General features: G+C 73.3%; 15 protein-coding genes. 8 read left to right on the forward strand and 7 right to left on the reverse strand.

The window, feature by feature from the left end:
• Window positions 1-25: 25 nt before the first annotated feature.
• Window positions 26-811, reverse strand: coding sequence for a MerR family transcriptional regulator (locus ACZ7GX_RS30130; protein WP_498781524.1), 786 nt, complete (start codon window positions 809-811; stop codon window positions 26-28).
• Window positions 812-815: 4 nt separating this feature from the next.
• Window positions 816-1970, reverse strand: a complete 1155-nt coding sequence (locus ACZ7GX_RS30135) for a serine hydrolase domain-containing protein (RefSeq protein WP_498781526.1) — start codon at window positions 1968-1970, stop codon at window positions 816-818.
• A gap of 235 nt (window positions 1971-2205) precedes the next feature.
• Here ACZ7GX_RS30135 and ACZ7GX_RS30140 point away from each other — a divergent pair, with 235 nt between their 5' ends.
• The 3 genes from ACZ7GX_RS30140 to ACZ7GX_RS30150 are packed head-to-tail and all read left to right on the forward strand — an operon-like array spanning window position 2206 to window position 4837.
• Window positions 2206-3036, forward strand: coding sequence for a CPBP family intramembrane glutamic endopeptidase (locus ACZ7GX_RS30140; RefSeq protein WP_498781527.1), 831 nt, complete (start codon window positions 2206-2208; stop codon window positions 3034-3036).
• Window positions 3033-4181, forward strand: coding sequence for a sensor histidine kinase (locus ACZ7GX_RS30145; protein WP_498781528.1), 1149 nt, complete (start codon window positions 3033-3035; stop codon window positions 4179-4181). Before ACZ7GX_RS30140 ends, ACZ7GX_RS30145 begins: the two co-directional genes overlap by 4 nt.
• A complete protein-coding gene (locus ACZ7GX_RS30150) occupies window positions 4178-4837 on the forward strand; it encodes a response regulator (protein WP_498781529.1) in 660 nt (219 codons plus the stop codon). Before ACZ7GX_RS30145 ends, ACZ7GX_RS30150 begins: the two co-directional genes overlap by 4 nt.
• 4 nt (window positions 4838-4841) lie before the next feature.
• Here ACZ7GX_RS30150 and ACZ7GX_RS30155 read toward each other — a convergent pair whose 3' ends face one another.
• Both ACZ7GX_RS30155 and ACZ7GX_RS30160 read right to left on the reverse strand, forming a co-directional pair.
• The gene (locus ACZ7GX_RS30155) at window positions 4842-6083 is read right to left on the reverse strand and encodes a cytochrome P450 (RefSeq protein ID WP_498781531.1); all 1242 of its coding nucleotides are present in this window, start codon (window positions 6081-6083) and stop codon (window positions 4842-4844) included.
• 431 nt (window positions 6084-6514) lie between these two features.
• Window positions 6515-6976 (reverse strand): MarR family winged helix-turn-helix transcriptional regulator, encoded by a 462-nt coding sequence (locus ACZ7GX_RS30160; RefSeq protein WP_498781533.1) that lies wholly within the window; start codon window positions 6974-6976, stop codon window positions 6515-6517.
• Between the two features lie 74 nt (window positions 6977-7050).
• Here ACZ7GX_RS30160 and ACZ7GX_RS30165 point away from each other — a divergent pair, with 74 nt between their 5' ends.
• From ACZ7GX_RS30165 to surE, 5 genes are all read left to right on the forward strand, one after another.
• A complete protein-coding gene (locus ACZ7GX_RS30165; RefSeq protein WP_498781582.1) occupies window positions 7051-8097 on the forward strand; it encodes an LLM class flavin-dependent oxidoreductase in 1047 nt (348 codons plus the stop codon).
• Window positions 8098-8246: 149 nt separating this feature from the next.
• Window positions 8247-12050, forward strand: coding sequence for a Pls/PosA family non-ribosomal peptide synthetase (locus ACZ7GX_RS30170; protein ID WP_498781534.1), 3804 nt, complete (start codon window positions 8247-8249; stop codon window positions 12048-12050).
• The gene (locus tag ACZ7GX_RS30175) at window positions 12047-13318 is read left to right on the forward strand and encodes a M1 family metallopeptidase (RefSeq protein WP_498781536.1); all 1272 of its coding nucleotides are present in this window, start codon (window positions 12047-12049) and stop codon (window positions 13316-13318) included. The genes ACZ7GX_RS30170 and ACZ7GX_RS30175 overlap by 4 nt, the downstream gene beginning before the upstream one ends.
• Window positions 13319-13446: 128 nt before the next feature.
• Window positions 13447-14367, forward strand: a complete 921-nt coding sequence (locus ACZ7GX_RS30180; RefSeq protein ID WP_498781537.1) for a PfkB family carbohydrate kinase — start codon at window positions 13447-13449, stop codon at window positions 14365-14367.
• A complete protein-coding gene (surE, locus tag ACZ7GX_RS30185; RefSeq protein ID WP_498781539.1) occupies window positions 14364-15110 on the forward strand; it encodes a 5'/3'-nucleotidase SurE in 747 nt (248 codons plus the stop codon). Before ACZ7GX_RS30180 ends, surE begins: the two co-directional genes overlap by 4 nt.
• Here the strand turns inward: surE and ACZ7GX_RS30190 are convergent.
• The 3 genes from ACZ7GX_RS30190 to rhaI form a co-directional block, all read right to left on the reverse strand.
• On the reverse strand, window positions 15107-15247 hold the full coding sequence (locus tag ACZ7GX_RS30190) for a hypothetical protein (RefSeq protein WP_498781541.1): 141 nt from the start codon (window positions 15245-15247) through the stop codon (window positions 15107-15109). The genes surE and ACZ7GX_RS30190 overlap by 4 nt on opposite strands.
• A 123-nt stretch (window positions 15248-15370) precedes the next feature.
• Window positions 15371-17614, reverse strand: coding sequence for a rhamnogalacturonan lyase family protein (locus tag ACZ7GX_RS30195; RefSeq protein ID WP_498781542.1), 2244 nt, complete (start codon window positions 17612-17614; stop codon window positions 15371-15373).
• A 256-nt stretch (window positions 17615-17870) separates the two neighbouring features.
• On the reverse strand, window positions 17871-19055 hold the full coding sequence (rhaI, locus tag ACZ7GX_RS30200; RefSeq protein WP_498781543.1) for an L-rhamnose isomerase: 1185 nt from the start codon (window positions 19053-19055) through the stop codon (window positions 17871-17873).
• Window positions 19056-19070 lie beyond the last annotated feature (15 nt).

Below are 19070 nucleotides of genomic sequence, written 5' to 3' on the forward strand. Positions count from 1 at the left end.
GCGTCCGCGGGTCGGGCACGGGCGGTCAGCGGGAGTCCGTCCGTGGGATGTGGACGCCCGCGGCGCGGAGCTTGGTCTCGAAGAGCGCGGCCAGCCGTGCCGCGGCCGGCGTCCGCTCCTGGCCGTGGTGGGCGATCAGCGCGTACCGGGTCGTGGCGTCGGTGCGGGCTTGCAGGCCGGTCACGGTCTTCAGCAGCGCGGGGTCGGCGAGGTAGTGGTCGGCCGCGGCGGTGGCGAGCGCGTCGAGGCGGGGATCGTCCGGGTGCCAGGCCGCGGCCTCGGCCGCGCGCCGGGCCAGGGCGACGAGGCGGGTGTCCTCGACGGCGTGCTCGAACTGGGTGAGGTAGTCGTCGAAGCCTTCCGGGACCAGCGCCCGGGCCAGCACCCAGCCCTCCCTGGTGGCCGCCACCTCCGCCGCCGGGAACCCGAGGTCGCGCATCCGCCCCAGCAGCGCGACCGCGCGGTCGGGCAGCAGCGCCCGGTCGCCGTCGGCGAGCCGGTGCAGCGTGTCGCGCCTCGCGGTCAACTCCTCGATCCGCTCGGTGAGCTGCCGCTCCACGTCGGCGAGCGCGGCGGTGAACCTCGCGGCGTCGGCGTCGAGCAGGGGCCCGACCGCGGCCAGCGGCACACCGGCGTCGGCCAGCGTCCGGGCCTGCACCAGTCGCAACAACTCGGCCGAGGTGTACCTGCGGTAGCCGGAGCCGTCGCGCGCCGGCTCCTCGACCAGGCCGAGCTTGTGGTAGTGCCGCACCGTCTTCACCGTGACGCCGACGAAGGCCGCCGCCTGCCCGATCGTGACCCCGTTCCGCATCCGCTCAGCCTGCCCTGTGGTCCGCCGCGGCCCGCACGCCGCCGAACACCTCGTCGACGAGCCGTCGCTGGGCGTCCCGGAACGCCGTGGCGATGGACAGGTCGGCGTCGTCGACGCAGTTGAGCGCGGCGGTCAGGGTCGTGCTGCCGTCCGGGGTGCCGTACATCAGCGCCGCGTGGCCGATGGCGGCGCCGTTGTGGCAGATGACGGTGCCGTCGCCGGTGCTCAGCACGAACACCCCCAGGCCGTAGTCCATGCCCGGGATGCCCGTCGGGTGCGGCGCGCACATCTCGGCCACCAGCGACGCCGGCAGGAGCCGCCCGCCCAGCAGAGCGGAGAAGAACGCGTGCAGGTCCCGGGTCGTCGAGATCATGTCGCCTCCGCTGGAGATCCAGGACGGGTTCTGGCGGGTGACGTCGACCGTCCTGCGCTCCCCCGCGTCCTCGTACCGGTAGTACGCGCGGGCGTGCGGCTCGGGGATCTCCGGCGAGGCGTCCGGCACCACGGTGCCCGACAGCCCCAGCGGGCCGAGGACGTGCCGGCGCATCTCCTCGGCGACCGGGCGGCCGGTGACGTTCTCGACCAGCAGCCGGGCCAGCACGTAGTTGGTGTTGGAGTAGCTCCAGGCCGTGCCCGGTTCGAACCGCGCGGGCTCGGCCAGCGCCAGGGCCGCCAGGTCACGCGGCCGGTAGGTCTTGAACCGGTTGGCCGGCCACTCGTGGCCGGTGGGGCCGTACGCGATGGGGATGCCCGACGTGATCGTCCCGTCGGGATCGACCTCGCCGGTGAAGTTGAACAGCCCGCTGGTGTGCCGCAACAACATCCGCACCGTGATCCGCCGGTCCAGCCCGAACCCCGGCAGGTAGTCCGCCGCCGGGGTGTCCAGCCCGACCACGCTCTCGGCCACCAACCGCAGCACCAGGGTCGCGATGAAGGTCTTGGTGTTGCTGCCGATCCGGACGTGCCCGTTCGTCGGCGGCGCCACGGCGCCGCCCAGCTCGGCCGACCCGGCACTGCCGACCCACTCCCCGTGCTCGTCGTTCACGCGCACCGACACCCCGACGAAACCGGAATCGACGATCTCCTCGAGCGCCTTCCGCAGTTCCGGGCGGTCGTGCCCGGCGGTGCTCTCGTCCTGGCCGGAAAGGGTGATGTGCATGGTCGTCCGCTCCTGTGGTCCCGCTGTTCCCGGTCGGCGTCGTGCCGCTGCGGCGAGCCTGCACCCTGACCCTGGGTCAACCTCCGCCATGATCCAGCTCACAGCGGCGCGCGCCTTGTCCCCCGTGCGAGCTACCCGCGGATGTCCACCGCACGGTGATGATCCGACGACGCCGGATCCGTAGCGTCCGTCCGGTCCTCGGCCGAGCGGTCGCGGACCGGACGGAGGAGTCTTCATGCGCTTGCTTCTGCAGTTCTTGGCCGTCGCCGCGGTCGCCCTGGTCGGCAGCCAGGCCGCCGCGGGGGGCAACCCCTGGCTCATGCTGACGATCGGCGTCGCGACCGCCGTGCTCGCCGTCGTCGTCTACGCCTGGGTGGTGCGGCGCACGGAGCGCCGCGTGCCCGTGGAGCTGGCCCGGAGCGGCGCGATCGGCGCGACCGGTCGAGGGCTGCTGATCGGGGTCGCGATGTGCGGGGCCGTCATCGCCACCATCGCGTGGTTCGGCGGCTACTCGGTCGACGGCCTGGGTTCGGTGACGGGCATGGTCGCGTTGTTCGGCTTCATGGCCGCCGCCGCGGTGACCGAGGAACTGCTCTTCCGCGGCGTGCTGTTCCGGATCGTCGAAGAGCGCACCGGCACGTGGATCGCGCTGCTGCTGACCGGGGTGGTCTTCGGCCTGGCCCACATCCCCAACCCGAACGCGACCCTCTGGGGCGCGACCGCGATCGCCGTCGAAGCGGGCTTCATGCTCGCCGCCGCCTACGCCGCCACCCGCACCCTGTGGCTGCCGATCGGGCTGCACTTCGGCTGGAACTTCGCCCTCGCGGGGATCTTCGCCGCCGAGGTCTCGGGCAACGACACGACGAAGGGTCTGCTGGACTCGACGCTCTCGGGCCCGACCCTGCTCACCGGCGGCGACTTCGGCCCCGAGGCGAGCGGGTACGCCGTGGCGTCCGGCGCGCTGCTGACGGTCGCGTTCCTGTGGCTGGCCCACCGTCGCGGCCACATCGTCCCGCGCCGCCGCCGCGCGGACCGCGACCTCGCGCCCGCTACGCTCGCCGGGTGATCGACGTCCGCGCGGCGGGTGACCGGTGGCGGCGGTGCGACGTCGTGGTGCGGGACCTCCCGTTCGCCCTGCTGATCGGCGCCATGGCGTTCCTGCCAGGGCTGAACGACTACGGGACGCAGCTCGGCGCCCTGCCGCACCGCCCGTTCGACGCCCTGACCGTCGTGGTGATCGCGCTCGAATCGCTCCCGCTGGCCGTGCGGCGGCGGTGGCCGGCCGTCAGCCTCGTCCTGGTGGTGCTCGGCTTCGCCGTCGACCAGCTCCGCGGTTACCACACCGTCGCGGGCACCGCGCTGCCCATCGCGCTGATCAGCGCGGGCGCCCACCTGGCCCACCACCGGTGGACCACCGCCGCGCTGCTGTCCGCGGCGTACGTGCCGCTGGCGGTCGCGATCGAGCGGCTCGCACCGGGCGAGGGGGTGGTCGGGCTCTCGACGTTCTACCTCACGCTGGCCATCGCGTGGGGCATCGGGTCGTGGCTGCGGTTGTCCCGCGCGGCCGAGGCCGAACGCCGCCGCCACGTCGCCGAGACCACCCGCGTCGCCGAACGCACGCGCATCGCCCGCGAGCTGCACGACGTCGTGACCCACCACGTGACGGCCATGGTCGTGCAGGCCGAGTCCGCGCGCTACCTGACCGCCGCACCCGAACGCCTCGACCAGGCGCTGACCGCCGTGACCGACACCGGCCGCCGCGCCATCGGCGACCTGCGGCACCTGCTCGACCTGCTGAACCCGGGCTACGAGGCGGACCCGGGCACGCAGCCCGTCGGCGAACTTCGCGCTCTCGTCGAGCAGACCCGGCTGGCGGGTCAGCCGGTCGAGTTCAGCCAGGAGGGCAGTCCGCCCGAGACCACCGGCAGCGCCGAGGTCGCGGCCTACCGGGTCGTGCAGGAGGCGCTGACGAACGCGCTCAAGCACGCGCACGGCAGCCGCACCGTGGTCCACGTCCTGCACGGCGAGGAGGAGATCACCGTGGAGGTGACGACCGAAGGTCCGGGCACCGCGTCACCGGGCGGGAGCGGGCGCGGGCTGACCGGGCTCCGCGACCGGGTCGGCGTGCTCGGCGGCCGGTTCGACGCGGGCAGGCGACCCGGTGGCGGCTTCGTCGTGCGGGCCGACATCCCCGCGGGCAGGCCGTCGTGACCGCCCCGATCCGGGTCCTGGTCTGCGACGACCAGGCGCTCATCCGCACCGGCTTCGCGACGATCATCGACGCCCAGCCCGACCTCGAAGTGGTCGGCGAGTGCGGTGACGGGCAGGCCGCGGTCGACCTCGCCGCCCACCTGTGCCCGGACGTGGTGGTGATGGACGTGCGGATGCCCGTCCTCGACGGCATCAAGGCCACCCGCCTGCTGGCCGGCGCGGGCGTCGCGGATCCCGTCAAGGTGCTCGTGGTGACGACGTTCAACCTGGACGAGTACGTGTACGAGGCGCTGCGCGCCGGCGCGGCCGGGTTCCTGCTGAAGGACGCGCCGCCCGCCCAGCTGCTGCACGGGATCCGCACCGTCGCCGCCGGCGCGGCACTGCTGGACCCGGAGGTGACGCGACAGCTCGTCGGCCGGTACGCCACGCGGATCCGGCCCGCCGAGGGCTCCCGCGACGACGTGCCGCTGGCGCCGCGCGAGCTGGAGGTGCTCCGCCTGATCGCCGACGGCCTGTCCAACAGCGAGATCGCCGCCACGCTGGTGATCAGCCACGAGACCGTCAAGACCTACGTGTCGCGCATCCTCACCAAGCTCGACCTGCGCGACCGCGTGCAGGCCGTGGTCTACGCCTACCGCCGGGGCCTGGTGACCTGAGCGGTCACGGCTCCAGCAGCGCGGGCACCGAGGCGAACGTGTTGGGCACGACCTTGTCGCCGCGCTCCAGCTCGGACGGGTCCACCGCCAGCCGGGCCCGCGGCGCCCGGGCCCGCAGAGCGGTCAGCGCGGCCCGTGCCTCGATCCGCGCCAGGTGGTGGCCCAGGCAGTAGTGCACGCCGTGCCCGAACGCCGCGTGCCCCAGCGCCGCGTTGCCGCCCACCGGCACGCGCGTCGGGTCGAACCGGTCCGCGGACGGGCCGTGCACCCGCGGGTCGCGACCGGCCGTGCCGAGGCCGATCATCACCACCGACCCCTCCGGGATCACACCGCCGGACAGCTCGATGTCGGCGGTGGCGCGGTAGTGCGGCGTGACGCGGACCGGCGGGTCCCAGCGGGCCGCCTCCTCGACCGCGGCGCCGACGGTGTCGTCGTTCACCGCGTCCCACGCGCCCGGCGTGGCCAGCAGCGCGACGGCGGCGTTGCCGATGAGGCCGGTCGTGGTCTCGTGCCCCGCCACCACGAGCAGGATCGCCGTGGTCAGCAGTTCCTCGGGCGTCAGCCGCTCGCCGTCGACCTGCGCCTGCACCAGGCCGCTGAGCAACGCGTCGTCGGGCTGGTCCCGCTTGTACTCGATCAGGCCGGCCAGGTAGCCGAACATGGCGTCGGAGGCGGGCACGACGAGCTCGGGCCGTTCGGTCATCATCGCCGCGGTCCAGTGGTGCAGCTGGTCGCGGTCCCCGACGGGCACGCCGAGCAGGTCGCAGATGACCGCGAGCGGCAGCGGGAACGCCAGGCCCTCGATCAGGTCCACGTCGTCCGGCAGGGCCGCGACCATCTCCCGCGCGGTCTGCTCCACGGCCGGTTGCAGGGCGTTGATGCGGCGGACCGTGAACGCCTGCGACACCAGCGCGCGCAGCCTGCGGTGGTGCGGCGGGTCGCTGTTGAGCATCGACGGGCCGATGATCCGCGACAGGTCGGTCGGCCTGCCCTTGCGCGCCAACTGGTCCTGCATCGCGGCGCGCAGCCCGGCGGCGTCCTTGGCCAACCGGTCGTCGCCGAGCAGCGTCCGGGTCGCCTCCAGGCCCATGGTCGTGACCAGGACTTCCAGGCCGTTGGGCAGCTCCGCCGGGTGCACGGGGCCGCGGCGGGCCAGCGCGTCCTCGTGGGCGTGGTGTTGCCATCCGCGCAGTGGGCCGCCGACGAGGGCCTGTCGGTCCGGGGCGAACTCCGCGGTCAGCTGCACGTCGTCTCCTTGTGGTGCGATCGGGTTCTGCGGCGTCCACTTTCGTGTGAGCGCCACACGCCGCGCATCCACCGCTCTCCGTATTCCGGGTGACAGCGTACGGAGATCGGTGGACATGATCGGGCAATCGTGGATACGGAGGTGCATACGGAGGATTGCCGATGCGGACTCCCGCACGAGTGCGCGACGCTGAGGGGTGTTCGGCGACCCCGACAGCCGGACACCCGCCGGGCGGGTCAGCGGGTTGGCCGCCGTCCGGCATCCCGGGGGGCCGGGGAGGGGCCGCACCCGCGCGGCCCCTCTTCTTCTCACGCCGGGTTCCTCGGGCCTCCGCCCCCACTCGGCCGCCCACGCCCGGCCACCCAGCCCGACCATCAGCGCCCAGCCGCCCCCGCCCGACCGGCGACGTTCAGCCGCCCAGCGTTCAGCGTTCAGCCGTCAGCCGCGATCCGGTCCAGCACGCGGTGGAACACCCGGTCCAGCACCTCGGCCTCCTCCGCCGACAGCCCGTCGAACACGTACCTCCGGACGGTCTCCACGTGCCCCGGAGCGGCGGACTCGATCGCGGCACGGCCGGCGGGCGTGAGCCGCACCATCGAGCCGCGCGCGTCCTCGACGCACTCCTCCCGCGTCACCAGCCCGCGCTTCTCCATCCGCGCGACCTGGTGGGACAGCCTGCTGCGCTCCCAGCCGACCAGCGCGCCCAGCTCACGTGACCGCACGACGCCGTCCTCGGCCTCCGACAGCGGCACGAGCAGGGCGTAGTCGGCGTTGGACAGCCCCGAGTCGCGCACCAGCTGCCGCTCCAACGCGCTGTGCAACTCGCGGTCGACCGCCAGGTACGCCTGCCACACCCGCGCCTCCCGCTCGTCCAGCCACCGCGGTTCGCCCATGGACCTCACGCTAGCAACAACATGTTGACGTGTCACCAATGTCGGGCTAGATTGTTGACGTGTCCACAAAGGGAATGCAGCTCGGCGTCTACAGCTTCGGCGACCGGCACCGCGACCCGATCACCGGTGAGCAGGTCTCGGTCGCGGACAAGCTGGCGCAGACGTTGGAGCGGATCAAGCTGGCCGACGAGCTGGGGCTCGGCTTCTACGGGCTGGGCGAGCACCACCTGGCCGACTACTCGATCTCCAGCCCCGGCACGGTGCTCGCCGCCGCCGCGAGCGTCACGTCGCGGATCACGCTGAGCAGCGCCGTCACCGTCCTCAGCACCGAGGACCCGGTGCGGGTGTACCAGCAGTTCACGACGCTCGACCAGCTCAGCCGGGGCCGGGCGGAGCTGCTGGCCGGGCGCGGGTCGTTCACCGAGTCGTTCCCGCTGTTCGGCGCGAGCCTGGAGGACTACGACGAGCTGTTCGAGGAGAAGCTGGCGCTGCTGCTGAAGCTGGACCGGGAGGACCCGATCACCTGGTCGGGGAAGTTCCGGTCACCGCTCGTGGACGCGCACGTCTTCCCGAGGCCCTACGGGTCGCGGCTGCGGATCTCGGTGGGCACCGGCGGCAACCCCGAGTCGTCGATCCGGGCGGGGCTGCTGGGACTGCCGGTGGTGTACGCGGTCATCGGCGGTGAGCCGGAGCGGTTCGCGCCGCTGGTCGACCTGTACCGGCGCGCGGGCGAGGCCGGCGAGCAGGAACCCGGACGGCTCGACGTCACCATGAGCGCGATCGGCCTCATCGCACGCCGCTCCCAGGACGCCAAGGAGGCGTTCCACCCGTACTGGCTCGAGACGATGAAGTACGGCTCGCGGGCGCGCGGCTGGCCCGTGCCGTCGCGCGCGGAGTACGACTCGTGGACGCGGGGCGCGCGGTCGATCTTCGCGGGCAGCCCGGCGGAGGTGGCCGAACGCCTCATCTCGGTGGGCAGGCTCGTGAACGCCGACCGCTACGCGATGCAGATGGACTGGTCCGGCGTGCCGCACAAGCTCGTGATGGACGCGATCGAGCTGCTCGGCACCGAGGTGATGCCGTTGGTGCACAAGGAACTGGGAACGTCCACTGTGGAGTGATCGCGCCCGACCTGGTGCCGTTACACGATGTGACACCACCCACTCGTGGTCACGACGGCGCGACGCACCCGTGAATCCCCGGTAAAGTCGCAGGTCGGCGTTTTCTTGGAGGACTTCACAGTGCGACTTCGCCCCATCGGTGCCCGTCGGTGACCATCGCCCCCGACACCGCTTTCCCCACCTCGGTCGACGCGCCCGCGCTGTTCCGCGCCGGCGCACCCGCTCCCGAGCGCACGTTGGTCGACGTACTGGCCGACACCGCGCGTCGGCACCCGCACTCCCCCGCGCTGGACGACGGCACGACCTCGTTGACCTACCGGGAACTCCTCGACGAGGTCGACGCGCGGAGCCGCGAGCTGGCGGCGGCCGGCATCGGCGCCGGCGACCGGGTCGGCGTCCGCGTCCCGTCCGGGACCGTCGACCTGTACGTGGCGGTGCTGGCGATCCTCACCGCCGGCGCCGCGTACGTGCCCGTCGACGCCGACGACCCGGACGAGCGCGCCGAACTCGTGTTCACCGAGGCCGACGTGTGCGCGGTCATCACCGGGGAGCTGGCGCTGCGCGGCACGCCCATGGGCCTCGTCGGCGCTCCCGGTCCGGACGACGACGCGTGGATCATCTTCACGTCCGGCTCCACGGGCAAGCCGAAGGGCGTCGCGGTCTCGCACCGGGCCGCCGCCGCGTTCGTGGACGCCGAGGCCCGCCTGTTCCTCACCGACGACCCGATCGGTCCGGACGACCGCGTGCTCGCGGGTCTGTCCGTCGCCTTCGACGCCTCCTGCGAGGAGATGTGGCTCGCCTGGCGGCACGGCGCGTGCCTGGTCCCCGCGCCGCGCGCCCTGGTCCGCACGGGGTTCGACCTGGGACCGTGGCTGGTCGAGCGCGAGGTCACGGTCGTGTCCACGGTGCCGACGCTGGCCGCGCTGTGGCCGGTGGACGCGCTGGAGGACGTCCGCCTGCTCATCTTCGGCGGCGAGGCGTGCCCGCCGGAGCTGGCCGAGCGGCTCGCCGTCGACGGCCGCGAGGTGTGGAACACCTACGGCCCGACCGAGGCGACCGTCGTGGCGTGCGCGGCGCGGCTGACCGGTGACGGCCCGGTGCGGATCGGGCTGCCGCTGGACGGCTGGGAACTGGCCGTGGTGGACGCCGGCGGCACGCCGGTCCCCATGGGCGGCTCCGGTGAGCTGGTCATCGGCGGCGTCGGCCTGGCCCGCTACCTCGACCCGGCCAAGGACGCCGAGAAGTTCGCGCCGATGCCGGGGCTGGCTCCTTTCGGGCCGGGCTGGGACCGCGCCTACCGCAGCGGCGACCTCGTCCGCGCCGAGCCCGAGGGCCTGCTGTTCCTCGGTCGGGCGGACGAGCAGGTCAAGCTGGGCGGGCGGCGGATCGAGCTCGGCGAGGTGGACGCGGCGCTCCAGGCGCTGCCGTCGGTCGCGGGCGCCGCCGCGGCCGTGCGCACCACCAAGGCGGGCAACCAGGTGCTGGTCGGCTACGTGGTCGCGGGCGAGGACTTCGACCAGGCCGACGCGCTGGCCCGGTTGCGGACCGCGCTGCCCGCCGCGCTCGTGCCGCTGCTGGCCGCCGTCGACACCCTGCCCACCCGCACGTCCGGCAAGGTGGACCGGGCCGCGTTGCCGTGGCCGCTGCCGGAGCTGGAGGTGGCGGCGCCGGCCGGGGACCTCACGGACACCGAGCGGTGGCTGGCCGAGCAGTGGTCGGAGCTGCTGGGTTCCCGGATCGCCGGGCCCGAGGCGGACTTCTTCGCCCACGGCGGCGGCAGCCTCGCCGCGGCCCAGCTGGTCTCCACGATCCGGACCCGCTACCCGAGCGGTTCGGTCAACGACGTCTACCAGCACCCCACATTGCGCGCGCTGGCCGCGCGGCTGGACGAGCTGAGCGGCCACCAGGGCGTCACGCGCGAGGTCGCGCCGACGCCGCGGCGGACCGGCGTGCTCCAGTCGCTGCTGCTGGTGCCGTTGATGAGCCTGGTCGGCCTGCGGTGGTCGGTGGCGCTGGCCGCGGTCGGCAACGTCGTCGGCTTCACCACGCCGGTGTCGTGGTGGTGGATCGCCGCGGGGTGGCTGGCGTTCGTCAGCCCGCCCGGCAAGGTCGCGATCGCGGCGGCTGGCGCGCGGCTGCTGCTGCGCGGCCTGCGTCCCGGCACGTACCCGCGCGGCGGCGGCGTGCACCTGCGCTTGTGGACCGCCGAACGGCTCGCCGAGTTCAGCGGCGCGACGAACCTCGCCGGGTCCTGGCTCACGCACTACGCCCGCGCGTTGGGCGTGCGGGTCGGCCCGGACGTGGACCTGCACTCCGCGCCGCCGGTGACCGGCATGCTCAAGCTCGGCAAGGGCTGCGCGATCGAGCCCGAGGTGGACCTGTCCGGGCACTGGGTGGACGGCGACCGGCTGCACGTCGGCCGCCTCCGGGTCGGCGCGGGCGCGGTGGTCGGCGCCCGCAGCACCCTGTTCCCCGGCGCGAGCGTCGGCAAGCGGGCGGAGGTCGCGCCAGGTTCGGGGGTGCTCGGCTCCGTGCCGACGGGGCAGCGCTGGGCCGGTGTCCCGGCGCAGCGCCACGGCAAGGCGGCCCGTCCCGGTCCGCGTCCGCCCCGGTCGTGGTGGTGGAAGCTGGTCTACGCGGTGACGACGTCGGCGTTGGGCCTGCTCCCGGTGGCGGCGGCGGTGCTCCCGGTCTTGCTGATCGCGCGTGAGCCGCTGACGCTCGGCTCGGCGCTGCTCGCGGTGCCGTTGGCGACGGTCGCGTGGCTGGGCTCGTACGCGCTGCTGGTGCTCGTGTCCGTGCGGCTGCTCGGCGTCGGGCTGCGGGCCGGCGCGTACCCCGTGCACAGCCGGATCGCCTGGCAGGCGTGGACCACCGAACGGTTGATGAACACCGCCCGGGTCGTGCTGTTCCCCCTGTACGCGAGCCTGCTCACGCCGGTGTGGCTGCGGGCGCTCGGGATGAGGGTCGGCCGCCGGGTCGAGGCCTCGACCGTGCTCGCGCTGCCCAAGATGACCACGATCGGCGACGGCGCGTTCCTCGCCGACGACACCATGGTCGCCACCTACGAGCTGGGCGGCGGCTGGTTGCGCATCGCCGCCGCGCGGGTCGGCAAGCGGGCGTTCCTGGGCAACTCGGGCATGACCGCGCCGGGCCGTTCGGTGCCGAACCGGGGTCTGGTCGGCGTGCTGTCCTCGACGCCCAAGCGCGCCAAGGCGGGCAGCTCGTACCTGGGCATGCCGCCGATGAAGCTGCCGCGCGCGGCCGAGCAGGGCGACCAGAGCCGGACGTTCGACCCGCCGCGCCGGCTGGTCGTGGCACGGGCGTTGGTCGAGCTGTGCCGGACCGTGCCGGTGATGTGCCACGTGGCGCTGGTCGTCGGCGTGCTGTTCGCGCTGCGGGAGTTCGGACCGCTGTCGGCCGGGCCGGTGCTGCTCGTGGCGGGCGTGCTGGCGTGCGCGGTGTCGGCGGCGGCGAAGTGGCTGCTGGTGGGCCGGTTCCGGGCGCGGGAGCACCCGTTGTGGAGCGGGTTCGTGTGGCGCAACGAGCTGGCGGACACGTTCGTCGAGGTCCTGGCGGTGCCGTGGCTGGTCGGTCGGGCCGGCGGGTCGCCGGTGATGGCCGTGTGGCTGCGGTCGCTCGGCGCGCGGATCGGGCGCGGCACGTGGGTCGAGTCGTACTGGTTCCCGGAGTCGGACCTGGTGCGGCTGGGCGACGGCGCGACGGTGAACCGGGGGTGCGTGGTGCAGACCCACCTGTTCCATGATCGGATCCTCCGCATGGACCAGGTGGAGTTGGCGGACGGGGCGACCCTCGGTCCGCACGGGATCGTGCTGCCGGGCGCGACGGTCGGCGCGCACGCGGCGGTGGGCCCGGCGTCGTTGGTGATGCGCGGCGAGCACGTGCCCGAGGGCACGCGCTGGCTGGGCAACCCGATCTCCGCCTGGCGATGACGGGCCCGTACCTGCCCGACCACGGCGACGGCGGCTACCGGGTCGCGCACTACGACCTGGAACTGGACTACAAGCCGCACACCGGTCGGCTGGCCGGGCGGGCGACGCTGTCCGCCGTCGCGGCCGGCCCGTGCGCGCGGGTGGTGCTGGACTTCGGCACGCTGACCGTGAACCGGGTGCTGGTCGACGGCCGACCCGCCCGGCACGTGCACGGCGGCGGCAAGCTGCGCGTGCGACCCGCACGGCCGGTGGACGGACCGTTCACCGTCGAGGTGCGGTACTCGGGCGTGGCCCGCCCGGTCCGCTCGCGGCACTGGGGCGAGCTGGGCTGGGACCAGCTCACCGACGGCGCCTTGGTGGCGAGCCAGCCGATCGGCGCGCCGTCCTGGTTCCCGTGCAACGACCTGGTGCGGGACAAGGCGACCTACCGCGTCCACGTCACCGCGCCGTCGCCGTACACCGTACTGGCGAACGGGGTGCTGGTCGACCGGCGCACGGGCGGCAGCAGCACGACGTGGGTCTACGAGCAGGCCGAGCCGATGGCGACGTACCTCGCCTCGGTGCAGATCGGCCTCTACGAGCGGCTGCCGTTGACCGAGGGCCAGGACGTGGCCGCACCCGCGCGGCTGCTGCGCGCGGCACGGCACGACTTCGCCCGCCAGCCGCGGATGATGACCGTGTTCGAGGAGCTGTTCGGCCCCTACCCGTTCCGGACCTACCAGGTCGTGGTGACCGACGACGAGCTGGAAGTGCCGGTCGAGGCGCAGGGCATGTCGGTGTTCGGCGCGAACCACGTGGACGGTCGGCGCGGCCACGAGCGGCTGGTCGCGCACGAGTTGGCGCACCAGTGGTTCGGCAACGGCGTGGGCCTGGCCGACTGGCGCGACATCTGGCTGAACGAGGGTTTCGCCTGCTACGCGGAGTGGCTGTGGTCCGAGCGGTCCGGCGGCCCCGCCGCCGACGTGCACGCCGCTCGCGCGCACGCCCGGCTGGCCCGGCTGCCGCAGGACCTCCGGATCGGCGACCCGGGCGTGGCGAACCTGTTCGACGACCGGGTCTACCAGCGGGGCGCGCTGACCGCGCACGGCCTGCGGACCCGGCTGGGCGACGCGGCGTTCTTCGGCGCGCTCCGCGAGTGGACCGCGACCCACCGGCACGGCACCGCGACGACGAGCGACTTCGTGGCACTGGCCCAACGCCACTCCCCCGAGCCGCTGACGGCGTACTTCCGCACCTGGCTCGCCGAGCCGCGGCTGCCCCCGATGTGACGCAGGACGTGCGGCACCCGTCGCCCGGTGGCCTCATCCCTGGCACGACCGAAGCCACGACGGAGTCGGGACCTGCTGCTACTGCCGAACCGTGATTCGATCAACGGCAGAGCGGGTAGGTGTCCGTTATGCCCGGTCGAGTAGCGGTGTTCGCGCCCTCCCCAGAGTTGACCGTCACGGTGGAAGACCTGGACGGCACGCCCGACATCCACATCCACGCCGGAGGGCAGGGGGTGTGGATGTCGCGCATGATCGAGTCCCTCGGCGCCGAGGTGGTGCTGTGCTCGGCGTTGGGCGGCGAGACCGGGCACGTGCTGCGGCACCTGATCGACGTCGAGCTGAAGGCGCGCGACGTCGCCGCCCGCAACGGCGGTTACGTGCACGACCGGCGTGACGGCGGGCGCGACCAGCTGGTCCGGATGCCCGCCGACGCGCTGTCGCGCCACGAGCTCGACGACCTGTACGAGATGACCCTGATCGAGGCGCTGAACGCGGGCGTCGCCGTGCTCAGCGGTCCTGCCGAGGCCGACACCCCCGTGCCCGACTCCGTGTACGAACGGCTCGCCAAGGACCTCCGCGGCAACGGCTGCGACGTGGTCGTGGACCTCTCCGGCGAACGGCTGGCCGCCGCCCTCGCGGGCGGGCCGACCGTAGTCAAGGTCAGCCACGAGGAGCTGGTGTCGGACGGGCTCGCCGAGTCCGACTCGCTGCCCGACCTGGCCGAGGGCTGCCGCCGGGTCGCCGAGTCCGGCGCGAGCGCGGTCGTGGTGTCGCGGGCCGCCGAGGAGACGCTGGCGTGGCTCGACGGCACGCTCCACCTCGTGGAGACGCCCGACCTGAGCCCGGTCGACACGCGTGGCGGCGGCGACTCGATGACCGCCGGGCTGGCCGCGGGCCTCGCCCTGGGCCGGTCCGTGGAGGAGTCGCTGAAGCTGGGCGCGGCGGCGGGCGCGGTCAACGTGACCAGGCACGGGCTCGGCACCGGCAGCGGCGACGTGGTGCGCGCGCTGGTCGACCGGGTGCGGCTGCGGTTGTGGGAGGACGCATGAGGGTGCTCATCACCAACGACGACGGCATCGACTCGCCGGGGCTCGCCGCCCTGGCGCGCGGCGCGGTGGCGCACGGCTGGACGACCGTGGTCGCCGCGCCCGCGCGCGAGTCCAGCGGCACGAGCGCGGGCCTGACCGCCGCCGAGGACGACCGGCACGTCCAGGTCGAGCGGCGTGAGCTGCCCGGGCTGCCGGACGTGCCCGGCTACGCCGTCGCCGCGCACCCCGCGTTCATCGCGCTGGTCGCGTCCCAGGGCGCGTTCGGCGACCCGCCCGACATCGTGCTCTCCGGCGTCAACCGCGGCGCGAACGTCGGCCGCGCGGTGCTGCACTCCGGCACCGTCGGCGCGGCGCTGACCGCCGCCATCAACGGCGCGCGCGCCATGGCGGTGTCCCTCGACGTGGGGCTGGACCGGGACCTCCCGCACCACTGGGAGACCGCCGTCGCGGTGGCGTCGACCCTGTTCGACCGGGTCGCGGCCCTGCCGGTCGGCGCCGTGCTCAACCTGAACGTGCCCAACCGGCCCGAGGTCGGCGAGCCCGAACGGGCGGCGCTGGCCGAGTTCGGCACGGTGCGCACCAGGATCAAGGACAGCGACGACGGCACGATCGGCCTGGCCGCGGTCCTGGTCGAGGACGGCCTGGAGCCCGGCACCGACGCGGCGCTGCTGGCCGAGGGACGGCCGACCGTCACCCCGCTGCGCTCGGTCGCGGAGGACCCGGACGTCGAGGTGTCGTTCTAGTCGTCCTCCACGCCGTCCGCCGCGGGCTGCTCGGACTGCTCGCCGTCCGACCGGCCCAGCGCGTCCTCCGCGCCGTTGACCAGGTCGGGACCGCCCCACTGACGTCCCTCGGACTGGCCCAGTCTGTGCTTGCCCATGGTGTGACCTCCCTCGATCCCCGGATTGATACCCCCTGACCGTGGAATCCACACCCGGAAATGCCGGTGGCCTACCCCGAGTGAGGTAGGCCACGGCAGTGGAGCGTGATCAGCGGGGAGTCGTCAGCCGGCGTAGTGCACGTCCGGCCACGGCGGGGTGACCATGCCGTTCCCGATGTGGAAGCTCGGGTGCGGCGGCTGGTTGTAGGCCGTGTTCTGCCACGCGATGGCGACGCGGTACATGGTGTCGTGCATCAGCGTGGGGATGCGGCGGTCCGTCTGGTTGGGCGTCGAGTAGATCCGCAGCGCCGAGTTGTCCGAGGTGCGCCAGACGACCTCCTCGCGCCAGTCGCCGAACAGGTCGGCGCTCAGCGCGGGCGTGGCCTTGGTGCCGTTGTTCGAGGCCACGCCGGAACCGGTGAGCAGGCGGGTGTCGCCGCCGGTGCCGTACTTGTCGATCCTGGTCTGGTCGAGCAGTTCGCGGGACGGGTCGCCGTCCCACCAGATCACGAAGTTCGCCGACGACGGCTTGCGGCCGACGTTCGTGCCGCTCGGGCTGCGCAGGCTGCCGTCGGCGTTGGACCACGACTCCGCGCCGGGGCTGCCCGGGTGGATGTCCGCGGACACGCCGCGGCCGTTGTCGCTGCCCGAGGCGGTGGTCCACCTCCGCTCGCCGGTGCGGGCGTCGGCGAACCACGAACCCGGCTTCGACGAGTCCTCGGAGACCTTGAAGTACTCCAGGCCCGGTCGGGACGGGTCGAGGTCGCCCACGTGCCCGGCGTCACCGTGGCCGAGGCCCGTGGTCCACAGGCCGCGCCCGGTGTCGTCGATGGTGGCCGCGCCGTAGACGATCTCGTCGCGGCCGTCGGCGTCCACGTCGGCGATGCTCAGCGAGTGGTTGCCCTGACCCGCGTACCCCGACTGGTTGTTGGAGTCGAACGTCCACCGCTTGGTCAGCGCGCCGTTGCGGAAGTCCCAGGCCGCGATCACCGCACGCGTGTAGTAGCCGCGCGCCATGATCAACGACGGTCGCGCGCCGTCCAGGTAGGCGGTGCCGGCCAGGAACCGGTCGACCCGGTTGCCGTACGTGTCGCCCCAGGAGCCGACGTTGCCGCGCGGCGGGTCGTAGTTCACCGTCGACATCGCCGCGCCGGTCTGACCGTTGAACATGGTCAGGAACTCCGGCCCGCTCAGGATGTAGCCCGACGAGTTGCGGTAGTCGGCGCTCGCGCTGCCGATCACCGTGCCCCGGCCGTCCCGCGTGCCGTCCGCGGTCTTCATCGCGACCTCGGCCTTGCCGTCGCCGTCGTAGTCGTAGACCTGGAACTGGGTGTAGTGCGCGCCCGCCCGGATGTTGCGCCCGAGGTCGATGCGCCACAACCGCGTGCCCTGCAGGGTGTAGGCGTCGATGAAGACGTTGCCGGTGACGCCCGACTGCGAGTTGTCCTTCGCGTTGTCCGGGTCCCACTTCAGCACGAACTCGTAGTCACCGTCGCCGTCCAGGTCGCCCACGCTCGCGTCGTTGGCGACGTAGCCGGAGCCCGGCGACTGGATCGGCACGTCCCGGTAGCCGGCACCGAACCCGAGCGACGCCGGTGACGCGGCCTGCTCGGTCCCGTTCACCACCGCGCGGACGGTGTAGGAGGAGTCCGCCGCCGCACCGCTGTCCAGGTAGTTGGTGGACGCGGTGATGGGCGAGGCGTTGACCTTCGTCGCACCCCGGTACACGTTGAACGCCACGTTCTGCGGGTCGCCCCCGAGCAGGCGCCAGCTGACCAGGTTGCCGCTGCCGGACCGCACGCTGATCACGCCGCGGTCCAGGCGCTCGACCTGCTTGCGGCCGGTCGGGTCCGACGGTCCCGGCCCGGGGGTCGTCGTGGTCGTGGTTGTGGTGGTGGTCGTCGTGGTGCTTGTCGTGGTCGACGTGGTGGTCGTGGTGGTGGGGTCGACACCGCCCGTGCACGTGGTGCCGTTGAGCGTGAACGTCGTCGGCACGCCGACCACGTCGCCGGTCATCGAGCCGTTGAAGCCGAACGACGCCGTGCCCCCGGTCGGGATCGACCGGTTCCAGTCCACGTTGGTCGCCGTCACGCTCGCGCCGGAGGCGGCGAACGTCGCGTTCCACCCCTGGCCGAAGCGCTCCGAGCCGGGGAACGACCAGGCCAGCGTCCACCCGTCGACCGGGTCGCCCAGGTTCTTGATCGTGACGTTCGCGGAGAACCCGCCCTGCCACTTGTTCTGCACCACGTAGTCGACCCCGCAGCCGGGGGCTGCCGAAGCCACGCCGGCGACCAGCAGGCCTCCGGTCAGTGCGCTGATCGCCGTGACGGCGGCGATCGCCCGCACTCTGAACGAGTTGGTGAGCACCGTTGCTCCTTCGTCGCTGTGTCTGGGAGCGCTCCCAGGTGTGATCCGGGCAACGCCCCTCGCCCGGCACATGACAACACCTCCACCGAGCCGCCGTCAAGTGATGAAACGATTCACGCCCACCCGTCCCAACTGGTCCGAACGGGCCGGCCCACCTGCCCAGAGAAGCTCTGAAAAGGTTCAACAACCGCCGCTCACCAGGCGCGACGAGCAGCACCACGTGCAGGGGGAAGGGCGTCAGCGACCGGACCCGCGTTCACGCACCCCAGCCCGCCTGCTCCCCGCCGACCCGCTCGGCCACGATCCGCTCGCCGTAGCCGGACCGGGCGTAGGCCGCCATCGGGTCCGGGTCCAGCCCCAGGTCCTCGCGCACCGACGCCACCAGCGGCCGGACGTCGGTGTTGTAGGCGTCCATCAGCACGGCGTTCGCGCCGAGCACGTCACCGGCCCGCTGCGCCGCGGCCAGCGCGTCCCGGTCGACCAGCAGCGCCTTGGCGGTGGCCTCCTGCACGTTCATCACCGACCGGATCTGGCCGGGGATCTTCGGCTCGATGTTGTGGCACTGGTCGAGCATGAACGCCACCCCGGACCCGACCGCGAGGGCGCCGCCGCGCACCACCTCGAACATGATCCGGAACAGCTGGAACGGGTCCGCCGAGCCGACCATCAGGTCGTCGTCGGCGTAGAAGCGGGAGTTGAAGTCGAACCCGCCGAGCTTGCCCGCGCGCAGCAGCACCGCGACGATGAACTCGATGTTGGTGCCCGGCGCGTGGTGGCCGGTGTCGACCACGACCTGCGCCCGCTCGCCCAGTTCCAGGCAGTGCGCGTACGCCGTGCCCCAGTCCGGCACGTCGGTGGTGTAGAAGGCGGGCTCGAACAGCTTGTACTCCAACAGGATCCGCTGGTGCGGCCCGATCCGCCCGTACGTCTCCCGCAGCGCCTCGGCGAGCCGGTCCTGGCGGGCCCGGATGTCGTCCTGGCCGGGGTAGTTGGTGCCGTCGGCGAACCACAGCTTCAGGTCGCGCGACCCCGTGGCGTCCATGATGTCGACGCACCGCATCAGGTGGTCGAGCGCCTTGCGGCGGACGGCCGGGTCGCGCGAGCACACGCTGCCGAGCACGTACGCGTCGTCCTGGAAGACGTTGGCGTTGATCGTGCCGATCGACACGCCGTGGCCGCGGGCGAACCCGGCCAGCTCGTCGTAGTCGTCCACCGCGTCCCACGGGATGTGCAGCGCGACCGACGGCGCCACGCCGGTGAACCGGTGCACGGTGGCCGCGTCGGCGACCTTCTCGTGCGGCGTGCGCGGCACCCCGCGCTGGGCGAACACCTTGAACCGGGTGCCGGAGTTGCCGAACGCCCAGGACGGCAGCTCGATCCGCTGCCCGGCCAAGGCCTCCCGCGCGGCGCCCGTTCCGGGTGCTCCTGTGGTGGTGTCCACGTCGGACTCCTTACC

This window comes from Actinosynnema sp. NPDC037264, from assembly GCF_055603705.1.